We start from the raw sequence: 23,322 nt of genomic DNA on the forward strand, positions 1-23,322 counted from the left end.
TGCCATCTCTTGCCGGGTCGCAGCATAATGCAACACTGTTGCATTATGCTTGGCGAGGTTCTGGATGGCGAATGGTATCGGCGAACGTAGCGAACATGGCGAGCCCAGCAAGGCCGGCGGCGATGCCGTCATCGACCTGCGGGACATCGCATTCACCTGGCCCGCGCAGGCCGCGCCCGGCCTGCGGCTTGACCGGCTCCGGCTGGGCGCGGGCGAGCAGGTGTTCGTGTGCGGCCCCAGCGGCAGCGGCAAGAGTACCTTGCTGTCGATGCTGGCCGGCGTGCTGCTGCCACAGCAAGGCACCGTGCGCGTGCTGGGCACCGCGCTCGACGCGTTATCGGCCTCGCAGCGCGACCGCTTCCGTGCCGATCATGTTGGCCTGGTCTTCCAGCAGTTCAACCTGCTGTCCTACCTGTCGGTCGTGGACAACGTGCTGCTGCCCTGCCGCTTCTCGCCCGCCCGGCGCGAGCGTACGGCGGCGCAGGGCGAGACGCCGGAAGCCGCCGCGCACGCGCTGCTCAGGCAGCTCGACCTGTCGCCGGCCCTGTGGCAGCGCCCTGTCACCCAGCTCTCGGTTGGCCAGCAGCAGCGCGTGGCCGCGGCGCGCGCGCTGATCGGCTGCCCGCAGGTGGTGCTGGCCGACGAGCCCACTTCGGCGCTGGACGCGCCGCGCCAGCAGGCCTTCATGGCGTTGCTGCAGCGCGAATGCGGCACCGCCGGCGCCAGCCTGGTGTTTGTCAGCCATGACGAGCGCTTGTCGGCGGGCTTCGCACAGAGGTTGTCGCTGCCGGCGATCGATACGATGGACGCGACCGGCGCGATCGAGGCTAGTGACGTGATGGAGCCGGCATGATGCTGATGCTATCGATGGCGGCGCGCAGCGCGTGGAACCGCCGCTTCAACCTGCTGCTGATGCTGCTGGCAATAGCCCTGTCCGTTGCCATGCTGCTGGGCGTGGAGCGTATCCGGCATGCGGTGCGGGCGAGCTTCGCGCAGTCGGTGTCCGGCACCGACCTGGTGGTCGGGGCGCGCACCAGCCCGATCCAACTGATGCTCTACACCGTGTTCCACCTTGGCGGGGCCACCAACAACATGCGCTGGGACAGCGTAGAGCGGCTATCGCGGCATCCGGCGGTGGCGTGGACCATTCCGATCTCGCTGGGCGACTCGCACCGCGGCTTCCCGGTGCTGGCGACCACGGCCAGCTACTTTACCCACTACCGCTACGGGGATCGCCGTGCGCTGGAGCTGGCGCAGGGCAGGATCTTCCCGTCGCTGTTCGATGCGGTGCTTGGCGCCGAGGTGGCGAGCCGGCTCGGCTACCGCGTGGGCGACCGCATCGTGCTTAGCCACGGCGACAGCGACGGCGACAGCGACGGCGGTGGCGATGGGCCACATGCCGATCCTGCCGGCCATCATGACCATGCCGACAAGCCCTTCGTGGTCAGCGGCATCCTGGCGCGCACCGGCACGCCGGTGGACCGCACCGTGCATATCTGCCTGGATGCGATGCAAGCCATCCACCTGGGCTGGGAGGGCGGCGTGCCGCTGCCGGGCCTGGCGATCCTGCCGGAGCAGGTGCGCAAGTTCGACCTGACGCCCCATAGCGTGACGGGCGTGCTGGTCGGGCTGAAGCTGCGCTCGCAAGTGTTTGCCGTGCAGCGCGAGATTGCCGAGGACCCGCACGAGCCGCTGACGGCGGTGTTGCCGGGCGTAGCGCTGGATGACCTGTGGCGCGTCATCGGGGTGGCCGAGCGCGCCATGCTGCTGGTGTCGGCGCTGGTGGTGGTGGTCGGGCTGGCGGGGCTGGCGTCCTCCATCCTTGCCGCGCTGGGCGAGCGGCGGCGCGAGCTGGCCATCCTGCGTGCCGTCGGCGCCCGCCCGCGCGACCTGCTGGCCATGCTGGCGCTGGAGGGGCTGGTGGTGATGGCCGCCGGTGCCCTGCTCGGGCTCCTGCTGCTGAGCGCGCTGGCAGCGGGGCTTGGGCCCTATCTGGAAGCCACGTACGGCGTGGCCTTGCAAGCGGCCTGGCCGACGCCGGGCGAGTGGCCACTGCTTGGCGCCGCGGTCGCCGCCGGCTTCTGCGTGAGCCTGCTGCCCGGGTGGCGCGCTTACCGCCTCAGCCTGGCCGACGGGCTGATGCCGACCACATGATGATGAACAAGCCCGGCATGACCCCACGTGTGCGGCGTGCCTTGTTTGCGCTCACTGTCATCGGAGTGGCTATTGCTGGCGCGGCGTATTTCTTCCGGCCGTCGGCGCCTGCGCAAGCCAAAGCGGATGCAGCCACGGCCGAGCCGCCCGCTTATGCGATAGGCGAGGCGCTGCAACCCGCGCCCGCCACACCTGACCCCACCTTGCGCGAGATCGGCTGGCAGGCCTTGCTGCCCAAGGGCTGGGATCCACTGGAGCCGTTCAAGGGCCTGCGGCTCGATGAACTGGAGGACGCCGACCCGCGCGCGCAGATCGCCCTGTACAAGGCCCGGCAGTACTGGAAGAACGCACCGGTGGAGCCCTCGCTCGATGGCGCGGCGGTGCGCATAGCGGGCTTTGTCGTCTCGCTCGACGGCGAGGGCGAGGCGATCCGCGAATTTCTGCTGGTGCCGTACTTTGGCGCGTGCATCCATGTGCCGCCGCCGCCCGCCAACCAGGTCATCCTTGTGCGCACGGACAAACCACTGGCGGGGCTGCGCAGCATGGACACCGTGTGGATCAGCGGCGCGATGCGGGTGGAGCGGGCGGACACCATGATGGGCTACGCCGGCTACGCCATGCCGGCGGCAAACGTGCAGCCTTATCTGGCGTCGCCGCGCCGTTAATCGGTGGCGACGATCCGTTCCCGGCCTGGGGCTAAGCACGGCAGCGCAGGCAGCGCGCGCCACATTTTGCGTGCGCGCTGCCCATTCTTGCGCCGGAATCAAATATGTTCTGCACGCCGCACGGTTTTTCTCTGCATGGGTTGCGCGGATACTCGGGTCACGTTCATCCGGCCATGGCCGCCGCCTCACGGTCTCACGGCCCCGCCCCAATCCGGCGCGCTTCACAAGCCCGCTTCCAGGATCATCCCATGCAAATCTTCATCACCGGCGCGGCCGGCTTTATCGGCGGCTCTGTCGCGGCTCACCTGATCGCCGCCGGGCATAGCGTGCGCGGCCTGGTTCGCAACCCGGCGCAGGCCGCACAGCTGGCCATGCGCGGCGTCGTGCCCGTGCAGGGCACGCTCGACGACGCCGCGCTGCTGACGCGCGAAGCCGCGCAGGCCGACGGCGTGATCAACGCCGCCAGCAGCGACCACCGCGCCGCGGTAGAGGCGCTGCTGGCCGGATTGCGCGGCTCGGGCAAACCGTTGCTGCATACCAGCGGCTCCAGCGTGATCGGCGACGACGCCGGCGGCAATGCCTTGTCGCCGCGTATCTTCGACGAACAGACGCCGTTCGTGGTGGAGCTGGGCAAGCAGGCGCGCCACGCCATCGACCAGATGGTGCTGGCGGCCGCTGCGCAAGGCGTGCGCAGCGCCGTGCTGTGCAACAGCATGATCTACGGCGTCGGCGCCGGGCTGCATGCCGACAGCGTGCAGATTCCGCCGCTGGTGGCGCAGGCCAGGCAAAGCGGCGTGGTGCGCATCGTCGGCGCGGGCGTGAACCGATGGTCCAACGTGCATATCGCCGATGTGGTGGACCTCTATGCGCGCGTGCTCGACAGTGCGCCCGCGGGCGCCTTTTACTTCGTCGAGAACGGCGAGGCTTCGTACGCGGAGATCGGCGCTGCCATTGCCCGGCGGCTTGGCCTCGGGGCCGTGCAGTCCTGGTCAGTCGAAGAGGCCACGCCCATCTGGGGCGAGGGCCAGTCGCGCTACTCCTTCGGCTCCAACAGCCGCGTGCGCGCCCGGCGCGCGCGCTCGGAACTGGGCTGGCAGCCCCGGCACGCGTCGGTGACGGCGTGGATCGAGAACGAGATGCCGCTCGCCTGACGCCCGCCTGAAGCGCGGATTCATTCCGGCCATGGCCGCAGCCGGCCGTGGCCGCCAACGCATGACCTGATATAGGAAAACACAATGTCCATTCCCGCCATTGGCCTCGGCACCTTCCGCCTGCAAGGCCAGACCGTCATCAACTCCGTGCGCAACGGCCTTGACGTTGGCTACCGCGCCATCGATACCGCGCAGATCTACGGCAACGAGGCCGAGGTCGGCCAGGCCATCGCCGAGAGCGGTGTGGCGCGCTCGGCGCTGTTCCTGACGACCAAGATCTGGACCGAGAACCTGTCGCGCGACAAGCTGGTGCCCAGCCTCAAGGACAGCCTTGCCAAGCTGCGTACGGACCATGTCGACCTGACGCTGATCCACTGGCCGTCGCCAGGTGATGGGGTGCCGGTTGCTGAGTTCATGGGCGCGCTGGCTGATGCTCGCGAGCAGGGGCTGACGCGTCAGATCGGGGTGTCCAATTTCACGATCGGGCTGATGCAGCAGGCGATCGACGTGGTGGGGGCGGGTGCCATCGCGACCAACCAGATCGAGTTGCATCCGTTCTTGCAGAATCGCAAGGTGGCTGACTTTGCCCGCAGCCAGGGGATTCCGATCACTTCGTACATGACGCTGGGTTACGGCAAGGTGTTGCAGGATCCGGTGGTGCAGGCGATAGCGCAGCGCAACGAGGCTACGCCTGCGCAGGTGGTGCTGGCTTGGGCTATGCAGCTTGGGCATGCGGTGATTCCTTCCTCTACCAAGCGTGCGAACCTGGAGAGCAACCTGGGTGCGCTTGCGGTGCGGCTGTCTGAGCAGGACATGGCTGCCATCGGTGCGCTGGATCGGGGCGCACGCTTGACCAGCCCGGAGGGGTTGGCGCCTGCCTGGGATTGAGGGCGGTGGCTTGGTTGCTGTATTTGCTGTATTTGCTGTAGTTGCCCGCGCCAGGGCGGTCACGGCCTGAACCACTTCCTTCAGAATGCGCAGCCGGGCACCGCCGCGATGGCGGCGATACCCGGCAAGCCGTCGTCCTTGCATTTGTCTCACGACCATCTATGATTTGTAAATCGATTTAGTAAATCGTTTTACGGAGACGCTTAATACTTGGTGCCGAGTACCGGAGACCAAGTGCGCAAGCGCGGCAATCATGGCGTCAGACGAAGTGCAGCGCGACGCGCCTCGCCGCAGCCTGGTGCCATCCTCCCTGGACTTTGCCGCCGGCGCCGATCCTGTTCGGCCGGCTGCTCATGCCCGGTGCTCATGTCCATTGGCCAGCAGGCCGGCGTGCATCCGCTACACTTCGGCACGGTGATGGTGATTGCCATGGGCTTTGGCCTGTTCATGCCGCCCTCGGGCCCGGGGCTGGTCGCCACTTGCGCGATGGCCGCCACGCGCATGGAGCAGGTGGCGGGGCCGATGCTGAAGTACCTCGCCTTGCTGCCGCTGATCTTGCTGTTGTTGATCCCGACGCCATCGCTGACGCCATCGTTGACGCCATGGCTATCCCGCCTGATGACGCTGGCATGAGATCCCGATAATGGCAACCATACAAGATGTCGCCAGGCTGGCGAACGTATCCGTGAGTTCCGTTTCCAACGTGCTCAACGGACGCACCGAACGGCTCAATCCCGCCACGTTCGAGCGGGTGCAGGAGGCCATCCGCACGCTTGGCTTCCGGCCCAGCCAGGTCGCGCGCCAGCTCAAGACCGGCCGGACGCCGATGCTGGGGCTGCTGGTGCCGTCCACCGCCAACCCCATGTACGGCCAGCTCGCGCTGAAGATCGAGGCCGAGGCGCAGCGCCAGAACGGCTACCGCGTGCTGCTGGGCAATACCAACCGGGACCGGGAGCAGGAGTCGCGCATGCTCGACGATCTGCTCTCGTTCGGCGTGCACGGGGTGATCATCGTGTCGTCGCTCACCGACGAGCAGCATTTCCAGGCGGCGACCCGGCAGGGGCTGGCCATGGTCAGCTACGACGGCGGCGCCGACGCGAACATGCCTGCGTACATCGATCATGTGGCGCCCGACAATTTCCAGGCGGGCCATCTGGCCGCGTCGCACCTGATCGAGCTGGGCCACCGGCGCATCGCCTTTGTCATGCCCGCCGGGCGCACGGTGAGCCGCGCGAGCAAGATCGCCGGTTTCCAGGCGGCGGTGAAAGAGGCCGGGCTGGGGGACGCGGCGGTGATAGAGTGCCCGCCCACCGCGCATTACGGCGATGCCGAACTGGCGGAACTGGGCCAAGTCCTGGCGGGGCAGTTGGCGCAGGCCAGCATGCGCCCTACCGGGCTCATCGCGGTCAACGACATGATGGCGATCGGGCTGATGTCCGGCCTGCACCAGGCGGGCCTGTCGGTGCCGGACGACGTCTCGGTGATCGGCATGGACGATATCGGCATGTGCTCGTACACCAATCCCGCGCTGACCTCGGTGGCCATGCCCTTTGACGAGATGGTGCAAGCCATGGTGCGGCGGGTCATGTTGCGGCTGGCGCAACCAGACGAAGCGCCGATCCGCCTGTGCTTTCCCAGCGGGCTGGTGGTGCGCCAGTCCACCGCGAAGCCGCCCGCCGCCACCCGGCTGGCCGGCGCGAGCGCACCAATGCGAGGCTGACGCACGCATGACAAGCCCATGGCCGCGGGGGGGCCGCAGCCATGGGCGGATGGAACCACGCACGCCGTGCGTGGCTGTGGTTGTCACAAATCGACCTGAATCGTGGAGGAACGAGATGGTGCTCGACAAACCGGAACGCCGGCTGGCAGGCCCGGCCAGGACGTATATCGAGGCCGGATATGCCATCGAGGTGGATATCCTGCAGGTGGCGCAAGGCAGTTGGGGAGCGCTGGTCCGCCTGTCAAAGCTGGCCGACGGCCAGGTCCCTGCCGCGCACTTCATGCTCAACCGCACGTTCGAGGACCGCGCCATGGCGTTCTCATACACGCTGGCGCTGACGCGCTCCTGCGTAGCGCAATTCGCACCGGCCTCCGCGACCGAGATTGCCGAGATGCTCAAGACTGGCAAGGCGGACCACTAGGATAGCGGAGGCTATCCAGCATGCAGCAGACGTGGCGCACCACAAATGCCCGGCACGATTCAGCGCCAGCCCTGGCCGGCGCGGGATATCCGGCGAACGATCGCAACGGCACGCGCGCCCCCCGGGCGCCGGCACGCTGCGGCAAGAGCTGAAGAGGGGACCCACCAGGCAATCAGGGGGGCAGCATGGAGAACACCACGGTGTTCACAAGACAGGAACTAGATACTTACTTTGCTTCATATGTGGGGATGGAGGGGGGCAATCCGCGGGCCTCGGTCTGGTTTTGCGACAGGAGCCCGCATCCGTGGTCCGAGCACCTGCGCGCGCCACTCAAGCCGCGCCTGGCGCCGCTGGCCTGGGACGCGGCGTTTCGCGCCGCGCACCGCGCCAGCATGGGCAAATGGCTCAGCCACCAGCGCATCGCCCGCATCATGGCCGCCGCCCGCGCTCAGGTGCTGGGCTTGCGCGACGACGATGCCGGCTGGAAGCCATATTACGAGCACCACCTGTACGCCGCCTGCGGGGCCGAGTTCAAGCTCAACCTGTTTCCCCTGCCCATGCAGCTCGATGGCCTGACCCCCTGGTCCACGGTGTTCCGCGGCCAGCCGGCCCTGGTGCCCAAGGAGCACTACCTGAATCTGTGCCGGCACGGCGGACGCTTCCGCTTCCTGGCCGAGATGTGCGCGCGCTGGCGGCCCAAGGTGGTGGTGTGCCTGGGCCACCGGCATACCGAGGATTTCGTCAACGCGTTCGCGCTGGACTACGCGGCGGTGCGGGACGAGAAACTGCAGCCCGCTGACCTGGTGAAATCACTGCGGGTGTTCACGCGTGACGACATCACCTGGATCATCTGCCCGGCGCTGGCCGGCCCCTCCGGGCTGACCTCCGATGTCTTGCTGAACGCCTTCGGCAAGCTGCTTGCCGCCAGCCTGGACGCGAGCGACTTCGGCCTTGTGCAGACCGGCCGCAAGGCCGTGGGCTTCAGTCCATGGCCGCAGGCCGCGGCTTACCAGCAGGCCGAGCCCATGCGCTGACGTCGCCCTTTCCTTGCATCGATTTGCATCAGTCAGCCTTGAGGCCGATCCGCAGGGCCAGCTTGGTCCATCGCGCGATATCGGCGTTCACCACCCGCTGGAACTCCGCCGGCGTGCTGTGGGTGGTGGCGAAACCCAGGTTCGCCAGGTTGGCCATGACCTCCGGCCTGGCAATGACCCTGGCGATCTCCAGGTTGAGCTTTTGCACGACTTCGGGCGACGTGCCCGCTGGCGCCAGGATGCCGAACCACTGGTCGACGTCGTAGCCCGGCAGGCCAAGCTCGCTGGCCGCGGGCACCTCGGGCAGGAACGGTGAGCGGCCACGGGACGTGACCGCCAGCGCGCGTAGCTTGCCAGTCTTGAGGTAGGGCAGGGTGTTGGTGAGCGTGTTGATGCTGACGTCCGCCTGGCCGCCCAGCACGTCGGTCATGGCGGGTGCGCATCCCTTGTAGGGAATATGCAGCAGATCGGTCCTTGCCGAGATCTTCAGCAACTCGCCCGCCAGGTGCTGCGGCGTGCCGTTGCCGCACGACGCATAGCTGGGCGGCTTGCCCGAGCGCCCGGCAGCGATCAGGTCCTTGACGCTATGGATCGGGGACTGTTCCGGCACGGCGATCACGGACGGCACCGACGCAAACGCGATGACCGCGCTGAAGTCCTTGCCTGGCTCGAAGGGCAGCTTGCGGAACACGCCGGGATTGATGGCGAAGCTGCTGTTGACCACCAGCAGGGTATAGCCATCTGCCGGGCTCCTTGCCACCAGCTCCGCGCCGATATTGCCGCTGGCACCGGGCCGGTTGTCCACCACCACGGCCTGCCCGAGGCTGCGCCCAAGTTCCGTGCCGATCACCCGCGCCAGGGTATCGGTGCCGCCGCCCGGCGGAAATGTCACTACCAGGCGGATTGGCCGCTGCGGGAAGTCGCTAGCGGGGTTGGCGCTGGCATTGGTATTGGTATTGGTATTGGCCCGGGCCGGCATGCCTGCCAGCGCCGCCCCAAGCAACGAGATCGCCGCGAGGCAGCGTACGACGGATGAGAATTTCATGTGAAGCCATCTTCGGATGACCGACATGATAGAGCAGCATGCGCGCACACACGGCGGCAGGGTTATTGCCGCAGCCGTGCGGCGCTGTGCGGCTTCGGTTCCCTTCGTCCTGGCCCGCGTCGCATCCTACAATCACATGGTGTGACGCCGTCGCGGCTCGTGGCCGGCAGGACGGCTGGCGGCGCGGGCCGTTCCGGTTTTGCGCCTTTGCGGTTAGGCAAGCGAGTTGGCAACTTACCTATCAAGGGGATGCATCGATGGAATCGAGAAGCTCGTACCCCGGGATCTCCCGCGGCAATGGCCTGTCGCGCACCGCGTCCGTCATAGCGTGGATAGGCTTGCTGGGGCTTTGCGCGGCCTATCTGCAGGGCGGCATCAACAAGGCGCTGGATTTCCCCGGCGCCGTGGCGGAACTGGCGCACTTCGGCCTGGCGCCAGCGGCGCCCTTGGCGGCGGCCACCATCGCGCTCGAACTGGGGGCTTCGCTGATGATCCTGCTCGGCTTCTATCGCTGGGCCGGCGCGCTGGCGCTGGCGGTGTTCACCGCCTTTGCCACCCTGATCGCCAACCGGTTCTGGCTGATGGCGCCGCCGGAGCGTTTCATGGCGGCCAATGCCTTCTTCGAACACCTCGGCCTGGTTGGCGGCTTCGTGCTGGTGGCCTGGTACGACCTGCGTCACCGGCGCCATCGTGGCTAGCCTGGCGCGTAGCCGCAGCGGGCCGCCCGGCATCACTGGACCTGGAGTTGAAATGAATCAGGAACTCTCCGGCACCGCGCTGGCGCAGCCTGCGGGCGGGCCGTGGAGCCCCTTGCGCAACAAGGTGTTCCGGGCCATCTGGCTAGCAACCCTGGTCTCCAATATCGGCACCTGGATGCATGATGTGGGCGCCGGCTGGATGATGACCTCGGTCAGCCCGTCGCCGCTGATGGTGGCCCTGGTGCAGGCCGCCACCACGCTGCCGATGTTCCTGTTTGCCCTGCCGTCCGGCGTGCTGGCCGATATCGTGGACCGGCGCAAATACCTGCTGTTTGCCCAGGCCTGGATGCTGGTGGTGGCGACGGCGCTGGGCCTGCTGGCGCTGGCCGGGCTGGTAACGCCGGCGGTCTTGCTGGCCGCCACTTTCCTGCTGGGCACCGGTGCGGCGATGAGCGCGCCGCCGTTCCAGGCCATCGTGCCGGACCTGGTGCCCAAGCCGGAGCTGCAGTCGGCGGTGGCGCTCAACTCGCTGGGGGTGAATATCAGCCGGGCGATCGGGCCCGCCCTGGGCGGCGTCGTGCTGACTCTGTTTGGTCCACCTGCCGTGTTCCTCCTGAATGCGGTGTCGGTGGTGGGCGTGCTGTGGGTGATCTGCCGATGGCAGCCCGCGCAGACCACACGGCGCTTGCCGCCCGAGCATTTCTTCCCGGCCGTGCGGGCGGGCCTGCGCTACGTGCAGGCGGCGCCAGTGCTGCAGGTGGTGCTGGTTCGCGCGGTGGCGTTCTTTGCCTTCGGCAGCGCCGGTTGGGCGCTGTTGCCGCTGGTAGCGCGCAAGGAACTGGCGGTGGGCCCCGGTGGCTATGGGCTGCTGCTGGCGTGCGTGGGCGCCGGCGCGATCGGCGGCGCGCTGATGCTGCCGCGCCTGCGCAAGATGCTCTCGCCCGACTGGCTGGTGCTGGGCGCCAGCGTGATCTTTGCGCTGGCCTTGTTCGCCATGTCGGGCATCAAGCGCTTTGCCCTGATCGCCATCGTGCTGCTGTTCGCAGGCATGGCGTGGATTGTCGTGCTGTCCGTGCTCAATGGCGGTGCGCAGCGCAGTTCCGCCGGGTGGGTCAAGGCGCGGGCGCTGGCGGTCTACCTGCTGGTGTTCTTTGGTTCGATGGCGGCCGGCAGCGCGGTATGGGGACAGGTTGCCTCGCTAGAGGGCACCGCGCCGGCACTGCAGGTGGCCGGCGTGGGCATGCTGCTTGCCGCCGCGCTGGCCATGCGCTGGCGGCTGGCCGATTCTCCCGATCTCGATCTCACCCCGTCGCCACATCATGCGGGCGCGCCGGTGCCTGGCGAGGCCGCGGGCGATCGCGGCCCCGTGATGATCAGCGTCGAGTACTACATCGACAGGGCCAATGCCGCTGCGTTCCATGCCGCTGCCCGTGAGATGCGGCGCGTGCGCCGGCGGGGCGGGGCGCTGTCATGGAGCCTGTTCGAGGACATGGACGAGCCGGGGCGCTATGTGGAAACGTTTGTCATCGAGTCGTGGCTGGAGCATCTGCGCCAGCATGAGCGCTTCAGTGTGAACGACAAGGCGATCCAGGCCCGCGTCCATGCGCTGCACCTGGGGCCGGCGGCGCCCAGGGTCCGGCATTTCGTGTCTCCGCCTTAGCGAGCGCGCGGCAGGCGCCGAGGCATGAAGGACCGCATGCCTTCCTGGCGCAGTTTGCCGGCCCTTGGGCTTTGCGCCGGGCTGTTCTCCAGCAACTACGCGCACCACTGTGGCGCGCCAACGCCTCGTTGCTTCGGGACGTCCCCCCGCGCGCGTCGTAGAATTGCGCCATATACCGCACAACCTACTTCTCGCCCGGCCTGCGCCGCAAGCGCTGCACCGCGCAGTGCAAGGATGATTGACATGATTGACATGACTGACACGAAGAACCCGTTCCTCAATATCTACGCCCATGGCTTTGCCCGCGTGGCCGTGGGCGTGCCGGTGTGCCGCGTGGCCGATCCGGCCTTCAATGCCGCCGAAACGATCGCGCTGGCCAGGGATGCCGCCAGCCAGGGCGCGGCGCTGGTGGCCTTTCCGGAGCTGGGTTTGTCCGCCTATACCTGCGACGACCTGTTCCATCAGCGCGCCTTGCTCGACGCCTGCGAGGCGGCCCTTGCCGCGATCGTCGATGCGTCGAAGTCGATTGCCGCGACGCTGGTGGTGGGGCTGCCGCTGCGGGTCGAGCATCAGCTGTTCAACTGCGCGGCGGTGGTAGCCGGCGGGCGCATCCTTGGCGTGGTTCCCAAGACTTACCTGCCGAACTACTGGGAGTTCTACGAGGCGCGCCAGTTCAGTTCGGCCGATAGCGCGGTAGCCACGGAGGTGCTGCTGTGCGGCAGCAAGGTGCCTTTTGGCGCCGGCCTGCTGTTCGAGGCGCAAGACGTGCCGTTCTTGCGCTTCCATGTGGAGATCTGCGAGGACGTGTGGGTGCCGATTCCGCCGTCGTCGTTCGCGGCGCTGGCGGGCGCGACCGTGCTGGTGAACCTGTCGGCCTCCAACATCGTGGTCGGCAAGTCCGGCTACCGGCACCAGCTGGTCAGCCAGCAGTCGGCGCGCTGCCTGGCGGCGTACCTGTACAGCTCGGCGGGCAAGGGCGAGTCGTCCACCGACCTGGCGTGGGACGGGCAGGCGCTGATCTACGAGAACGGCGAGCTGCTCGCGGAGTCCGAGCGCTTTGCGGACAGCTCGCACCTGACCTTTGCGGATGTCGACCTCGAGCGCCTGTCGCGCGAGCGCATGCACCAGACCACGTTCGGCCACTCGGTGCGGCGCCACGGCGCGGAGGTGGCGAAGTTCAAGGTGATCCCCTTTGCCATGAACCTGGTGCTGGACAAGCCATTGCCGCTGCGCAGGACGGTGGAGCGGTTCCCCTACGTGCCGTCCGACGCGCGGCGGCGCGACGAGCGCTGCAGCGAGGTCTACAACATCCAGGTGCAGGCGCTGGTCCAGCGGCTGTCGTCCAGCGGCATCTCCAAGGTGGTGATCGGCGTCTCCGGCGGGCTGGATTCCACGCACGCGCTGCTGGTGTGCGCCAAGGCCATGGATCGGCTGAAGCTGCCGCGCACCAACATCATCGGCATCACCATGCCGGGCTTTGCCACCAGCGAGCGCACGCTGCTCCAGGCGCGCAAGCTGATGGAGGTGGTGGGCTGCGTGGCCAAGGAGATCGACATCCGGCCAAGCTGCGTCGAGATGCTCAAGGACCTCGAGCACCCCTATGCGTCCGGCAAGCCTGTGTACGACGTCACGTTCGAGAACGTACAGGCGGGCGAGCGCACCAACCATCTGTTCCGCTTCGCCAATCACAGCCACGCCATCGTGATCGGCACCGGCGACCTGAGCGAGCTGGCCCTGGGCTGGTGCACGTATGGCGTGGGCGACCACATGTCGCATTACAACGTGAACGGCAGCGTGCCCAAGACGCTGATCTCGCACCTGGTCCGCTGGGTGGCGGAGACCGGGCAGATCGGCAATGCCGGCTCGGACGTGCTGCTCGACGTGCTTGGCACGGAGATCAGCCCGGAACTGGTGCCGGGCGACTCCGCCGACGCGCCCCAGCAAAAGACCGAAAATTTCATTGGTCCGTATGAGCTGCAGGATTTCAACCTGTACTACACGCTGCGGTTCGGCTTCACGCCGACCAAGATCGCCTTCCTTGCCCTGAGCGCATGGGGCGAGCGCGACAAGGGCAACTGGCCTGACGGGCTGGACGTGGTGCGCAATGTGTACAAGGTGGCCGACATCAAGCGCAATCTGCGCATCTTCCTCGACCGTTTTTTCCGGACCAGCCAGTTCAAGCGCTCGTGCGTGCCGAACGGGCCCAAGGTGGGGTCGGGCGGCTCGCTGTCGCCGCGCGGAGACTGGCGGGCGCCGAGCGATTCGGAGTCCGTGGTGTGGATGAAGGACCTGGAGCGGGTGCCGGACGAGATCTGATGGCGCCGGGGTGGCTCTGGTTTCCGGGCTTTGGCTATCACGCGAAGCGGCCCGGCGGGTCGATGCCGAGCACTTCGATCTTGAGCCTGCCGCCCGGCGGCAGCTTGCGCTCGGCCAGGGTTCATCCTGCCATGGTCGCCGGCACGCATTGCCGCATCGTCTCCACAAAGCGGCGCAGCTTGGCGGGATAGAAGCTCGCATAGGGATAGATCAGGTACATCGGCAGCGAGGATGCCCGCCACTCGGGCACCAGGTGCAGCAGCCGGCCCTGTGCAATATCCTCGGCCATCAGCCAGGCCGACGCCACGGCCACGCCTAGTCCCAGCGCCGCCGCGCTGCGCAACGCATACAGGCTGTCGGTGCCCATGCGCGGGCGGAACGTCAGCCGCTGGTTCTCGCCTGTCGCCGCATGGGTCAGCGTCACCTCGTTGCGATAGAAGGTGCGCAGGGAAAGCCAGGGCAGCATGGCTAGCTCGTTCGGGTGCGAGGGCGTCGCCAAGCCATCCAGCACGGCAGGCGCGGCAACGACGATGCGGGGCACCTCGGCAAGCCGGATCGCCACCACCGACGGGTCGCTCACCTCGCCAACGTGGATGGCGCAGTCGATGCCGTCAGCAATGAACTCCGGTGTCCGGTCATACAACAGCCACTCCACCGTCACCCGCGAGTGACGGCGCAGGAACTCCGCCAGCGGCCCCAGCAACTGCTGCTGCCCGAAGGCATGCGGCACCACGACCCGCAGCGTGCCTTCGGGCTCGTCACCGGCGCCGCGCAGGTCCGCTTCGAAAGCCTCCCATCCCGCTACCAGCTCCTTGGCGCGCCCAAAGCAGCGCTCGCCATCCTCGGTGAGCTTCATCGCATGGGTTGAGCGCTGCAGCAGGCGCAGGCCAAGCGAGCGCTCCAGGCTTTGCAGGCGGCGGCTGATGGTGGGCTGGGTGGTGCCTAGTTGCGCGGCGGCCGCCGACAGGCTGCCGGCCTCGACAATCCGCACGAAGGTCTGCATCAGCTCGACGCGGTCGGCGGAAGGCGTGGAGGAGGTGGCCGGAGCGACTGGAGCGACTGGAGCGGAGGGCTGGGTTTTCATGGTTTCCGGCACGGCGGCTGTTGGTCATGCGTCTGGCGTATAGCCATTGTGCGAAGTGTAGTACTACCACGTGCCGAGGGCCACCGGCAAACTCCAGCCATGTTTTCCAACTGAGGGTTAACGCAATGTCTTCCATTCAAGCCGCACATACCACCGCTGCCGCGCGCACAACGCACACGGCGGATTCCCCTGCCACCGGCCTGCCCGCACGGCTGGTCCTGCTGCTTGCCGCGGGCGCCGGCCTAGCCGTGGCGTCGCTGTACTACAGCCAGCCCATGCTCGGCGTGCTGGGCCCGGACATCGGCGCGTCCGATGCGGCGGTCGGCCTGGTGCCTACGCTCACGCAGCTCGGCTATGCGCTGGGCATCCTGCTGCTGGCCCCGCTGGGCGACCGCTATGACCGCCGGCGCATCATCCTGGCCAAGGCTGCCGTGCTCAGCGTCGCGCTGCTAGCCAGCGGCGCCGCCTCCGGCATCGGGCTGCTGCTGGCCACCAGCCTGGCGATCGGGCTGGCCGCGACGATGGCGCAAGACATCGTGCCGGCCGCCGCCACGCTGGCGCCCGAGTCGCACCGGGGCAAGGTCGTCGGCACCGTGATGACCGGGCTGCTGCTCGGCATCCTGCTCTCGCGCGTGCTCAGCGGGTTTGTGGCCGAGCACTTCGGCTGGCGCATCATGTTCGTGATCGCAGCGGCCAGCATTGCGCTGATCGGCGTGGTGGCCGCGCGCGGCCTGCCGCGCTTCAAGCCCACCACCCATCTTGCGTACAGCGCGCTGCTGGGCTCGCTCGGCAAGCTGTGGCAGAAGCACGGCGCGCTGCGCCGGGCGACGCTGTCACAGGGGCTGCTGTCGGTTGGCTTCAGCGCATTCTGGTCGACCCTGGCCGTGATGCTCCACGGCGCGCCGTTCCACCTGGGCAGCGCGGCTGCCGGCGCATTCGGCCTGGCCGGTGCCGCCGGTGCGCTCGCCGCACCGCTGGCCGGCCGCCTGGCAGACCGCAAGGGCCCGGAGCTCGTCACCCGCCTGGGCATCGCGCTGACCGCGATCTCGTTCGCCGGGATGCTGCTCTCGCCGCTGCTCGCACCGCACGCACGGCTGTGGCTGATTGGCGCCAGCGCGCTGGGCTTCGACCTTGGTGTGCAAGTGACGCTGGTCGCGCACCAGACCATCGTCTACGGCATCGAGCCTGGCGCCCGCAGCCGCCTCAATGCGGTGCTGTTTGTCGGCATGTTCGTGGGGATGGCGGCCGGCGCCGCGCTGGGCAGCGTGCTGCTGGCGCGCTGGGGCTGGATGGCGGTGACGCTGTTGTCGACCGCGACGGCCGTCGGGGCCCTGGTGGTACGGATGTGGCCGGGGGCACGGCTGGCCCGGTGATGGCATCCGTGGCTTGACGACTCTCCTGCCGGAGCGCAAAGGAGCCCCGCCAGCCTGGGAAAGGGCATGGCGGGGCGAAGGTACGGTGCTAGGGGCCAGTCACGTACAGGGATGAGTCTGGGACCAGGAGAGGGCTGCGAATGTCTGCCGCCACACAGAGCGGGGCGGGTGTTGTCGGCCGGAGACGAGGTTGTCACCGGTTCTCGGACGTTTCGCTACCCATGGCTGGCACTAAGTGGCAAGCAAGGGATGCCACGGCTGCCAGGAGAGGCCGGCATCCGCGAAGTCCGCGATGCCCGGCTCGGCGACATCGAAGGGCTGCCACGCAGCACCAGACGGCGTGGCTGGCTTGCCCGTCGTGACAAAGCTGGATATGGCCAGGCGGAAGGCGGCGCCCACGTTCTCGAATATCTCTTCAGGGATGTTCGCAATCATGGGTGCATCAAGCCAGTTGCCGCGGTTCCCGAACAGGAAGGGCAGTTCCAGGCAATGCGGGCTCATGAGGTTTGGCACGCGGCTCTGCACGCTGAACCGGTACGGATAGACAGGCTTGGCCGCGCTGGCGAGAGCGCTGGAGATCTCGCGCGCCGCGGCACCGAACAGGCCGTATCCGCTTGCATCGACCAACTGGGTGTACGGCGTGTGGGCAGGGCGCGCGGCAGCAAAGGCCGCGTAGTGCTCCATTGCGGCCGCCCCGAATTTGTTCTCGAACCAAGCCATGACCTGCTGCGCCGAGGCTTCCACCACCTCGGGCGCGGCTGCCATGAAGGCGGTACTCTCGTCAGCCGTAAAGCCGAGCAGGGACGCTGACACGTGCGCTTGCCTGGCCGCGCGCGGCAGGTCGAAGAGCCAGTCGGGGACAAGGCCTTCTTCTGCCACCGGCCGCAAGCCGACCGAGACTTCACCGAAACTGGCGCGCGAGCGCATCAACTGGCTCTGCGCCGCAAGGATCTCATTGACCGACAACGCGCCGATGTCTTGCGCGCCTGCGGCGTCGAGCAGCGCGAGGCTCGTGCGATACGCGTCGTCCGGTGAAAGCGGCGGCAGGGCCGGCAGGCTGAACATGGCGTTTCGATGGAGCAGCCCCTTCGACGCAGGGCTGACGCCAAGCAACCAGGCGTAGTAGGCACCGGCCGACTGGCCGCCCACCGTGACGCGCGCCGGATCGCCGCCAAACCGGCTGATATGTTCCTGCACCCACTCCAGGGCGCGAATCAGGTCGCGAACGGCGCGATTGGCGCCGCGCGCATCGCTGGCATCGGTGAAATGGCCCAGCGCGCCAAGCCGGTAGTTGACCGTTGCCACCACCATCCCGCTTTCCCTGGCCAAGCGTTCGCCGTCATACCAGGCAGCGGTGCCACCGCCGGTGAGAAAACCGCCACCGTGAATAAACACCAACACTGGCCGGCGCTCCGCGTCCCGCGGCGCCCACACATTGAGGAGGAATGCGTCTTCGGATTGCGGGTTGCGGTCGATGCCGTTGCCCATGACCGTAGCCAGGCGCGAAGGGGCTTGCGGAAAGACCGCGCCGAGCGCGGTGGCATCGCGTTCGCCAGTCCATGCGGACGGCGGCATCACTTCGGATAGCCGGTTCCCAGGATGGGCTCGCTCGCCATAAGGCACCCCGCGAAATGCAAAGACGCCATCGGACGCCTCGCCACGGATGGCGCCGATGGACAAGGACACCACAACGGATTTCTCTTTGACAGGCATTGGATCAGACTCCAGGTTCACGCAACTTGCGGATAAGGAACGGTACGATCACGGCGCACACCAGCACCGCGGCGCCGACAGTGGCGATGATCTCGGGCAGCCCCACGCCGGACTTGATCAATAGCCCGACAGAGCCCGCGCCGGCCAGCGATCCCACGCGGCCGAGCGCGCTGGCCCAGCCCGCGCCCACGGAACGTATCTGCGTGGGGTAGGCCGCAACCGCGACGGCGTTGAGCACGACGATGGGCCCGCTGATCAGGAAGCCCGAGCAGAATACGGCGATGGCGTACCCTGCCGTGGCATCGGGTGAGGCGATCAGAAGCGGGCTGGCGGCACCGATCAGCAAGGCGATCCCGACGAAACGCAACGGCGCGACGCGCCGGATGGCGAAGGCGCCGACCACCGCGCCGACCAGGCCGCCAAACTGGAACAGGGAGGCCGTCCTGGAAGCCATGGCAACGCTTTCCCCGGTACTCTTGATCAAGGTCGGGAGCCAGCTCGCGATGACATAGAAGCTGCCCAGTATCAGGAACATCAGCAGCCAGAGCAGCACCGTGGTTGACCGGTACTGCGTACTGAAGAGCTGCGCCACGCTGCCCTTGGTGATCTCGGCCGGCTGCGCGGGGGCCTTGAACATCGCTGCGCCAGGCTGGGGCGCGCCCAGCTTGGCCAGGGCGGCGCATACCCGGCCCGAACCGGCCCCGATCTGCACCAGGAATGCTGGAGACTCGGGCAAGAGAGCAAGGATGGCGGGAACGAGCAGCAGCGGCCCGATGCCTCCGAGGAGAAACAGCCCCTGCCAGCCGATGCCATCGATCAGGTGCCCCGTCAGGAAGCCCGCCGCGGCAGAGCCGAACAGGAATCCGCAGAACACGCCGGAGAGCGCCGATGCGCGCCGGCGGGCGGGCAGCAATTCCGCCAGCAGCGCGGCAACGGCGGGCATCGCCACACCGACGCCCACGCCGGTCAGGCATCGCCATGCCACCAGCTGGAATAGCGATGCGCTGAACGCAGAGGCGAGGGTGGCTAGCGCAAACGCTAGCGTGCCGGCCACAAGCACAGGCTTTCGTCCTCGTGTGTCAGCAATGCTCCCCGCGGTGACATAGCCGAGCAGCAGCCCGAACATGCCCGCTGCGATGGCAGCGGAAATCTCGGCGGGCTTCGCGCTGAAGTGCGTAGCGATCTGCGGCGCAATGAATCCAATGATGGCTGCATCGAAGCCCTCGAGCGCAACCACGGCAAAGCAGATGGCGATGATGCGGCGGCGGTGTCGATTGGGCGGGATGTCGTCGATCACCGCGGAGATGCCCAGGGGATCGGCACGCAATGGGGGGTTTTTCATGGTAGGCGCTCGTCCCGCTCAGAATGCGTGCTCGACAAAGAGCCCGGACAGTACTTGCTTGTTGCTGTCCGACGGGCCGGCAGCGCCGTTGATAAAGGCCTTGGCGTCCGCGGTGCCCCCCGCCTTCTGGAACGCGGCTTGCAGGTAGACATGGGTTCTCAGCGACAGCGCCTTGTCCAGTTTCAGCAGGACCTGATGCGCGTAGCGATCCTGCAGCGCCGCGTTGCCCTTCATGTACTGGTAGTGAAGGTTGATCGTGTAGCTATCGCCCACAGGCACTGTCGAGCCCGCGCCGAACGTGTCGATCGCGCCATTGGTGAGCGCGTTTCTCACGCGGGTGTAAGACCCAGCAATCGTCGACTCGCCGATGTTCCACTTTGCCCCCAGCCCCATCGTCTGGAAGTGCGCGCGGCTGGTCGGCGTGCTGCTGTCCCTGAAATCCGTATAGGCGACGGCGGCGCCATAGCGCGGGGTTTCGTAGAGTGCGCCGAGGCTATAGGTGCTTCCGTCGTTGATCGAACTGGTGCGCTCGCCGAGGGCGTACATCGCGCCGAGCTTGAGCGGCCCGAATTGCCTGGTGTACTTGGCCGCGTTGGCCAGCGCTTCGCCGTTGGTCCGGTCGGCGTCGAACGAACCCACGCGAGCCGGGCTATAGACGCCGCCAAAATTCAGGAACGGCCCCTGCGGGCTGCCCCAGATGCCGCCGAACCACGAGCCGCTGAAGCCCGGGATCGTCAGGAAATCGAACATGAAGTCTCGCGTGTATCCCAGGGCGAGGTCGCCCAGCGAACCGCGCAAGCCAACGATCGCATTGGTGTTGAAGAGCTGCCCGACCGTCTGGCCGTTATCCGCAAAGAACCGGCCGGCCAGCCTGAAGTACGCCGCCATGTCTGGCGACAACGTCTCGGAACCGTTCATGGCGATGTAGTTGGGCCGGTACGGGCCGGAATCGACGCCATAGCGTGAAGCCCCTCCGACATTCGACGTCACCGTGGGACCCGCCGTTACCAGGCCGCTGAGTGAGACCCCGTCGGGCTGCGCGGCCGATGCATTGGCCGCCATGCCCAGCGCGGTTGTCGCCAGGCTTGCCAGGCAAAGCCGGCGCAGATGAATTCGTGGAAATGCACTTCCCGTGATGGCAGACCTGCGGCCTTTCGTCCTCATTGTTTCCTCCTTTTGTGGTTTCGGTTGGAGCGCTCACGCTCAGCAGCACAAGGTGGCGATCTCTCTGATATCCGGCAACGACTTGCCGCGTGGGCGATGTCATTGGCCTGTGACCGATACCGATGGTAGAGCGAAGGTGGCGCGGCAAGGCATGACGAAATTGAGAAGCGTCATGCGTAGGTCGCATGGCCTGTGCCGGTGCTTCGAGGCAGGTGAATAAGCATGGCGGACGCGGGCCACGGCACGGGAACGCGCGGTGACGCCAGCGCGGTGCGGACGGCTTTGAAGGGGTGTGTGATTGCCCGCGAATGGGGCAAGCCGCAGGCTCAGTGGCTGCCGGCGTCCCAGGAGGATTCGACGACGCGCCGCAGGCTGAGGATAAAGCTGCGCGTCTGCCGCGTGCTGGTCCGGTCGCGCCGCCAGATGGCCGATAGCGGACCAAGACTGAGGTTGAACGACAGCGGGAGGATGCAAACCTCGCCGCGCGCGGCCATGAAGCGTGCGGCACTTTCGGGGAGCTGCCACAGGAAGTGGCCGCGCGACATCAGTTCGCGCCCCAGTTCCAGCGAGAGCGCGCCCACGATTTCCGGCGCCGGGAGACCGGCTTCCCGGATTTCATGCACCAGCATTTCCCGAAGGATGCTTCCTGGTGGCGCGGAGATCCAGGGGTACTGGATGCACGTCGCGATATCGACATCCTGCCTGGCCAGCGGATGATCCGGAGCGCACGCAAGCACGATGCCGTCATGCACCAGCGCGGCGGTCCGGTAGGTTTCGGCGCTCTGGCTTCTCGGGGCGCGGCTGATGAGCAGGTCGATCGCGCCCGCATCCAGTTTCTCGATCAGGGCTTCGTGCGATCCGACTTCCACCGTGATCTCCACGCGCGGATTCGCCTGGCGGAACTGGAGAATGGCCTCCGCCAGCGGCCACCGGCTGAACATCGAGAAGCAGCCCAGGATCATGTTGCCGAGATCGCCCCTGGCGATGGCACCCAGATCCGCCTCGGCCTTGTGGAAGTCGCTCAGGAGCAAGGCCGCATGGCGGCACATCGCGGTTCCGAGCGCGGTGGCCATCATGCCCTTCGCGGATCGCTCGAACAGCTTCCCGGCAACGATCTCCTCGACCTCGGCAACCGCCCGCGAAAGCCCGGACTGCGTCATGTGCAATTGCTCGGCGGCCTTGGACAGGTTCCCAAGTTCCGCGACGGAGAGAATGATCTCCAGATGGCGCGTCCGAAGCTTTCCGCGAAATGGGGTCATCGTTTGTGGATTTGAATGAACTTTCGGGATGTGCCCGTTGACCGGGCAGGTCGGAGCGAACCGCGATCTTACCCGTAAGTGCATGCGTGGCGGCGCCTGCGCCGCCACGCCCACTTACGATGTTATGTGTGATCCCGCCACCAGCGCGATGGGTGCTACATGCTCCGTCTTGCCCTCGGCATGCTGCGCCGAAGCCGAGCGCCGATGATCGATCAGCAACACCGCCATCATCGCGATCACCGCCGGAATGGCGATGGCCACGAAATTCTGCTGCAGCGGCAGCGACATGCCCACCAGCGCGCCGATCACGATCGGCGCCAGGATGGCCCCGCTGCGCCCGATGCCTGACGCCCAGCCGATGCCGGTCGCGCGGACCGCCATCGGATAGAACTGCCCCACATAGGCGTAGGTGACGATCTGCGTGCCGATGGTCGAGGCGCCGGCCAGCGCTACCAGCACGAACAGCAGCGCGGTGGGCACCGGGTAGCCCAGCAGCGTGATCGATACCGCGGCCAGGGCGTACATGCCCACCAGCACGTACTTGATATTGAAACGGTCCGCCAGCCAGCCACCGCCGATGGCGCCGATCATGGCGCCGAAGTTCAGCACCAGCACGAAGGTGAGCGCCGAGCCCAGGCTATAGCCTGCACCGGCCATCATCTTGGCCAGCCAGGAGCTGAGCGCGTAGACCATGAACAGGCACATGAAGAACGCTACCCAGAACATCAACGTGGAAAAGCCGCGTCCGTCCTGGAACAGCTTGCCGATGGGCGCGTCGCCCGCTTGCTCGCCGGCGGGCAGCGCGAACCGGTCACCGGGCTGGGGCTGGTAGCCTGGCTCCAGGCGCGAGGCGATGTGCTTGAGTGCGTCGATCTGGCCCGATTTGATCAGGAAGGGCATGGACTCCGGCAAGGACTTCAGGATGACTGGGATCAGCAGTGCCGGCAGGCCAGCGGCGAGGAAGACCGATTGCCACCCGTAGCTTTCAATCATGCCTTTGCCCAGCAGCGCGGCCAACATGCCGCCCACCGAGTAGCCGCTGAACATCAGCGTGACCATGGTCCCGCGAATCTTGCGCGGGGAGTACTCGGTCATCTGCGCCACCACGTTCGGCATGACGCCGCCGATGCCCAGGCCGGCCAGGAAGCGTGTCACGCTGAACGTCACGGGATCGCTGGTGAAGCCGGCCGCCGCGGTGAAGACGCTGAACAGCAGGATGCAGATGGCGATGGCGCGGCGCCGCCCGATACGGTCAGCCACCGTGCCCATGAAGATGGCGCCGAACATCATGCCGAACAGCGCGGCGCTGACCATGAAGCCGGCGCTGGTGGCGTCCACGCCCATGCCCTTCATGATCGACGGCAGCGCGATGCCGACCACGGCGAGGTCGTAGCCGTCGAAGATGATGATGAGGGCGCACCAGAGGAGGATTTGGGCGTGGAAGCGGTTGAAGCGGGATTCATCGGCTAGTTTGTGGATGTCGATGTGGGGCATGGGGGGTCTCCTTTTGGTCCTTTTGGGTTTTGTTTTTGTTTGGTGGGGTTGCTACTGCTAAACGTCAAAGTCAAAGGCAGTTTCACCACCCCTGCGGGGCGGCGACCTACTTTCTTGTCTTGCCAAGAAAGTAGGCAAAGA

The 23,322-nt window shown here is 67.0% G+C and carries 20 protein-coding genes; 13 read left to right on the forward strand and 7 right to left on the reverse strand.

Annotated elements, in window-relative coordinates:
• Positions 1 to 64 precede the first annotated feature (64 nt).
• The 9 genes from AC1Q7Q_RS29770 to AC1Q7Q_RS29810 all read left to right on the forward strand — a co-directional run bounded on the left by AC1Q7Q_RS29770 (position 65) and on the right by AC1Q7Q_RS29810 (position 8,033).
• Positions 65 to 853 (forward strand): ABC transporter ATP-binding protein, encoded by a 789-nt coding sequence (locus AC1Q7Q_RS29770; RefSeq protein WP_492371402.1) that lies wholly within the window; start codon positions 65 to 67, stop codon positions 851 to 853.
• Positions 850 to 2,154, forward strand: a complete 1,305-nt coding sequence (locus tag AC1Q7Q_RS29775; protein WP_492371403.1) for an ABC transporter permease — start codon at positions 850 to 852, stop codon at positions 2,152 to 2,154. Before AC1Q7Q_RS29770 ends, AC1Q7Q_RS29775 begins: the two co-directional genes overlap by 4 nt.
• Entirely contained in the window at positions 2,151 to 2,819 is a 669-nt protein-coding gene (locus AC1Q7Q_RS29780) for a DUF3299 domain-containing protein (protein ID WP_492371404.1), read from the forward strand. The genes AC1Q7Q_RS29775 and AC1Q7Q_RS29780 overlap by 4 nt, the downstream gene beginning before the upstream one ends.
• A 248-nt stretch (positions 2,820 to 3,067) precedes the next feature.
• Positions 3,068 to 3,970 carry an NAD-dependent epimerase/dehydratase family protein gene (locus AC1Q7Q_RS29785; RefSeq protein ID WP_492371405.1) on the forward strand — a complete coding sequence of 301 codons (903 nt, stop codon included), beginning with the start codon at positions 3,068 to 3,070 and terminating at the stop codon, positions 3,968 to 3,970.
• Between the two features lie 84 nt (positions 3,971 to 4,054).
• Positions 4,055 to 4,858, forward strand: coding sequence for a 2,5-didehydrogluconate reductase DkgB (gene dkgB, locus AC1Q7Q_RS29790; RefSeq protein WP_492371406.1), 804 nt, complete (start codon positions 4,055 to 4,057; stop codon positions 4,856 to 4,858).
• Positions 4,859 to 5,224: 366 nt separating this feature from the next.
• On the forward strand, positions 5,225 to 5,491 hold the full coding sequence (locus AC1Q7Q_RS29795; RefSeq protein WP_492371407.1) for a TRAP transporter large permease subunit: 267 nt from the start codon (positions 5,225 to 5,227) through the stop codon (positions 5,489 to 5,491).
• Positions 5,492 to 5,501: 10 nt separating this feature from the next.
• Positions 5,502 to 6,578, forward strand: a complete 1,077-nt coding sequence (locus AC1Q7Q_RS29800; RefSeq protein ID WP_492371408.1) for a LacI family DNA-binding transcriptional regulator — start codon at positions 5,502 to 5,504, stop codon at positions 6,576 to 6,578.
• A gap of 115 nt (positions 6,579 to 6,693) precedes the next feature.
• The gene (locus AC1Q7Q_RS29805) at positions 6,694 to 6,999 is read left to right on the forward strand and encodes a hypothetical protein (protein ID WP_492371409.1); all 306 of its coding nucleotides are present in this window, start codon (positions 6,694 to 6,696) and stop codon (positions 6,997 to 6,999) included.
• Positions 7,000 to 7,184: 185 nt separating this feature from the next.
• Positions 7,185 to 8,033, forward strand: coding sequence for a transcriptional regulator (locus AC1Q7Q_RS29810; protein ID WP_492371410.1), 849 nt, complete (start codon positions 7,185 to 7,187; stop codon positions 8,031 to 8,033).
• Between the two features lie 28 nt (positions 8,034 to 8,061).
• On the opposite strand, the gene AC1Q7Q_RS29815 is transcribed toward AC1Q7Q_RS29810, so the two are convergent.
• Entirely contained in the window at positions 8,062 to 9,078 is a 1,017-nt protein-coding gene (locus AC1Q7Q_RS29815) for a tripartite tricarboxylate transporter substrate binding protein (protein WP_492371411.1), read from the reverse strand.
• 257 nt (positions 9,079 to 9,335) lie between these two features.
• On the opposite strand from AC1Q7Q_RS29815, the gene AC1Q7Q_RS29820 reads away from it, so the two are divergent.
• From AC1Q7Q_RS29820 to AC1Q7Q_RS29830, 3 genes are all read left to right on the forward strand, one after another.
• Complete coding sequence (locus tag AC1Q7Q_RS29820) at positions 9,336 to 9,776, forward strand: DoxX family protein (protein ID WP_492371412.1); 441 nt, start codon at positions 9,336 to 9,338, stop codon at positions 9,774 to 9,776.
• A 52-nt stretch (positions 9,777 to 9,828) separates the two neighbouring features.
• Positions 9,829 to 11,436, forward strand: a complete 1,608-nt coding sequence (locus tag AC1Q7Q_RS29825; RefSeq protein ID WP_492371413.1) for an MFS transporter — start codon at positions 9,829 to 9,831, stop codon at positions 11,434 to 11,436.
• Between the two features lie 252 nt (positions 11,437 to 11,688).
• A complete protein-coding gene (locus AC1Q7Q_RS29830) occupies positions 11,689 to 13,752 on the forward strand; it encodes an NAD(+) synthase (protein ID WP_492371425.1) in 2,064 nt (687 codons plus the stop codon).
• A 121-nt stretch (positions 13,753 to 13,873) separates the two neighbouring features.
• Here the strand turns inward: AC1Q7Q_RS29830 and AC1Q7Q_RS29835 are convergent, their stop codons facing one another.
• A complete protein-coding gene (locus AC1Q7Q_RS29835) occupies positions 13,874 to 14,836 on the reverse strand; it encodes a LysR family transcriptional regulator (RefSeq protein ID WP_492371414.1) in 963 nt (320 codons plus the stop codon).
• Positions 14,837 to 14,961: 125 nt separating this feature from the next.
• Here AC1Q7Q_RS29835 and AC1Q7Q_RS29840 point away from each other — a divergent pair, with 125 nt between their 5' ends.
• The gene (locus AC1Q7Q_RS29840; RefSeq protein WP_492371415.1) at positions 14,962 to 16,209 is read left to right on the forward strand and encodes an MFS transporter; all 1,248 of its coding nucleotides are present in this window, start codon (positions 14,962 to 14,964) and stop codon (positions 16,207 to 16,209) included.
• Positions 16,210 to 16,440: 231 nt separating this feature from the next.
• Here AC1Q7Q_RS29840 and AC1Q7Q_RS29845 read toward each other — a convergent pair whose 3' ends face one another.
• From AC1Q7Q_RS29845 to AC1Q7Q_RS29865, 5 genes are all read right to left on the reverse strand, one after another.
• The gene (locus AC1Q7Q_RS29845) at positions 16,441 to 17,922 is read right to left on the reverse strand and encodes a carboxylesterase family protein (RefSeq protein ID WP_492371416.1); all 1,482 of its coding nucleotides are present in this window, start codon (positions 17,920 to 17,922) and stop codon (positions 16,441 to 16,443) included.
• Between the two features lie 4 nt (positions 17,923 to 17,926).
• Positions 17,927 to 19,264, reverse strand: coding sequence for an MFS transporter (locus tag AC1Q7Q_RS29850; protein WP_492371417.1), 1,338 nt, complete (start codon positions 19,262 to 19,264; stop codon positions 17,927 to 17,929).
• 18 nt (positions 19,265 to 19,282) lie between these two features.
• Positions 19,283 to 20,428, reverse strand: a complete 1,146-nt coding sequence (locus AC1Q7Q_RS29855) for a porin (protein ID WP_492371418.1) — start codon at positions 20,426 to 20,428, stop codon at positions 19,283 to 19,285.
• Between the two features lie 326 nt (positions 20,429 to 20,754).
• Positions 20,755 to 21,771 (reverse strand): LysR family transcriptional regulator, encoded by a 1,017-nt coding sequence (locus tag AC1Q7Q_RS29860; protein ID WP_492371419.1) that lies wholly within the window; start codon positions 21,769 to 21,771, stop codon positions 20,755 to 20,757.
• Between the two features lie 30 nt (positions 21,772 to 21,801).
• On the reverse strand, positions 21,802 to 23,181 hold the full coding sequence (locus tag AC1Q7Q_RS29865) for an MFS transporter (RefSeq protein ID WP_492371420.1): 1,380 nt from the start codon (positions 23,179 to 23,181) through the stop codon (positions 21,802 to 21,804).
• Between the last annotated feature and the right edge of the window lie 141 nt (positions 23,182 to 23,322).

This window comes from Cupriavidus sp. GW823-FHT07A04 (assembly GCF_058794615.1).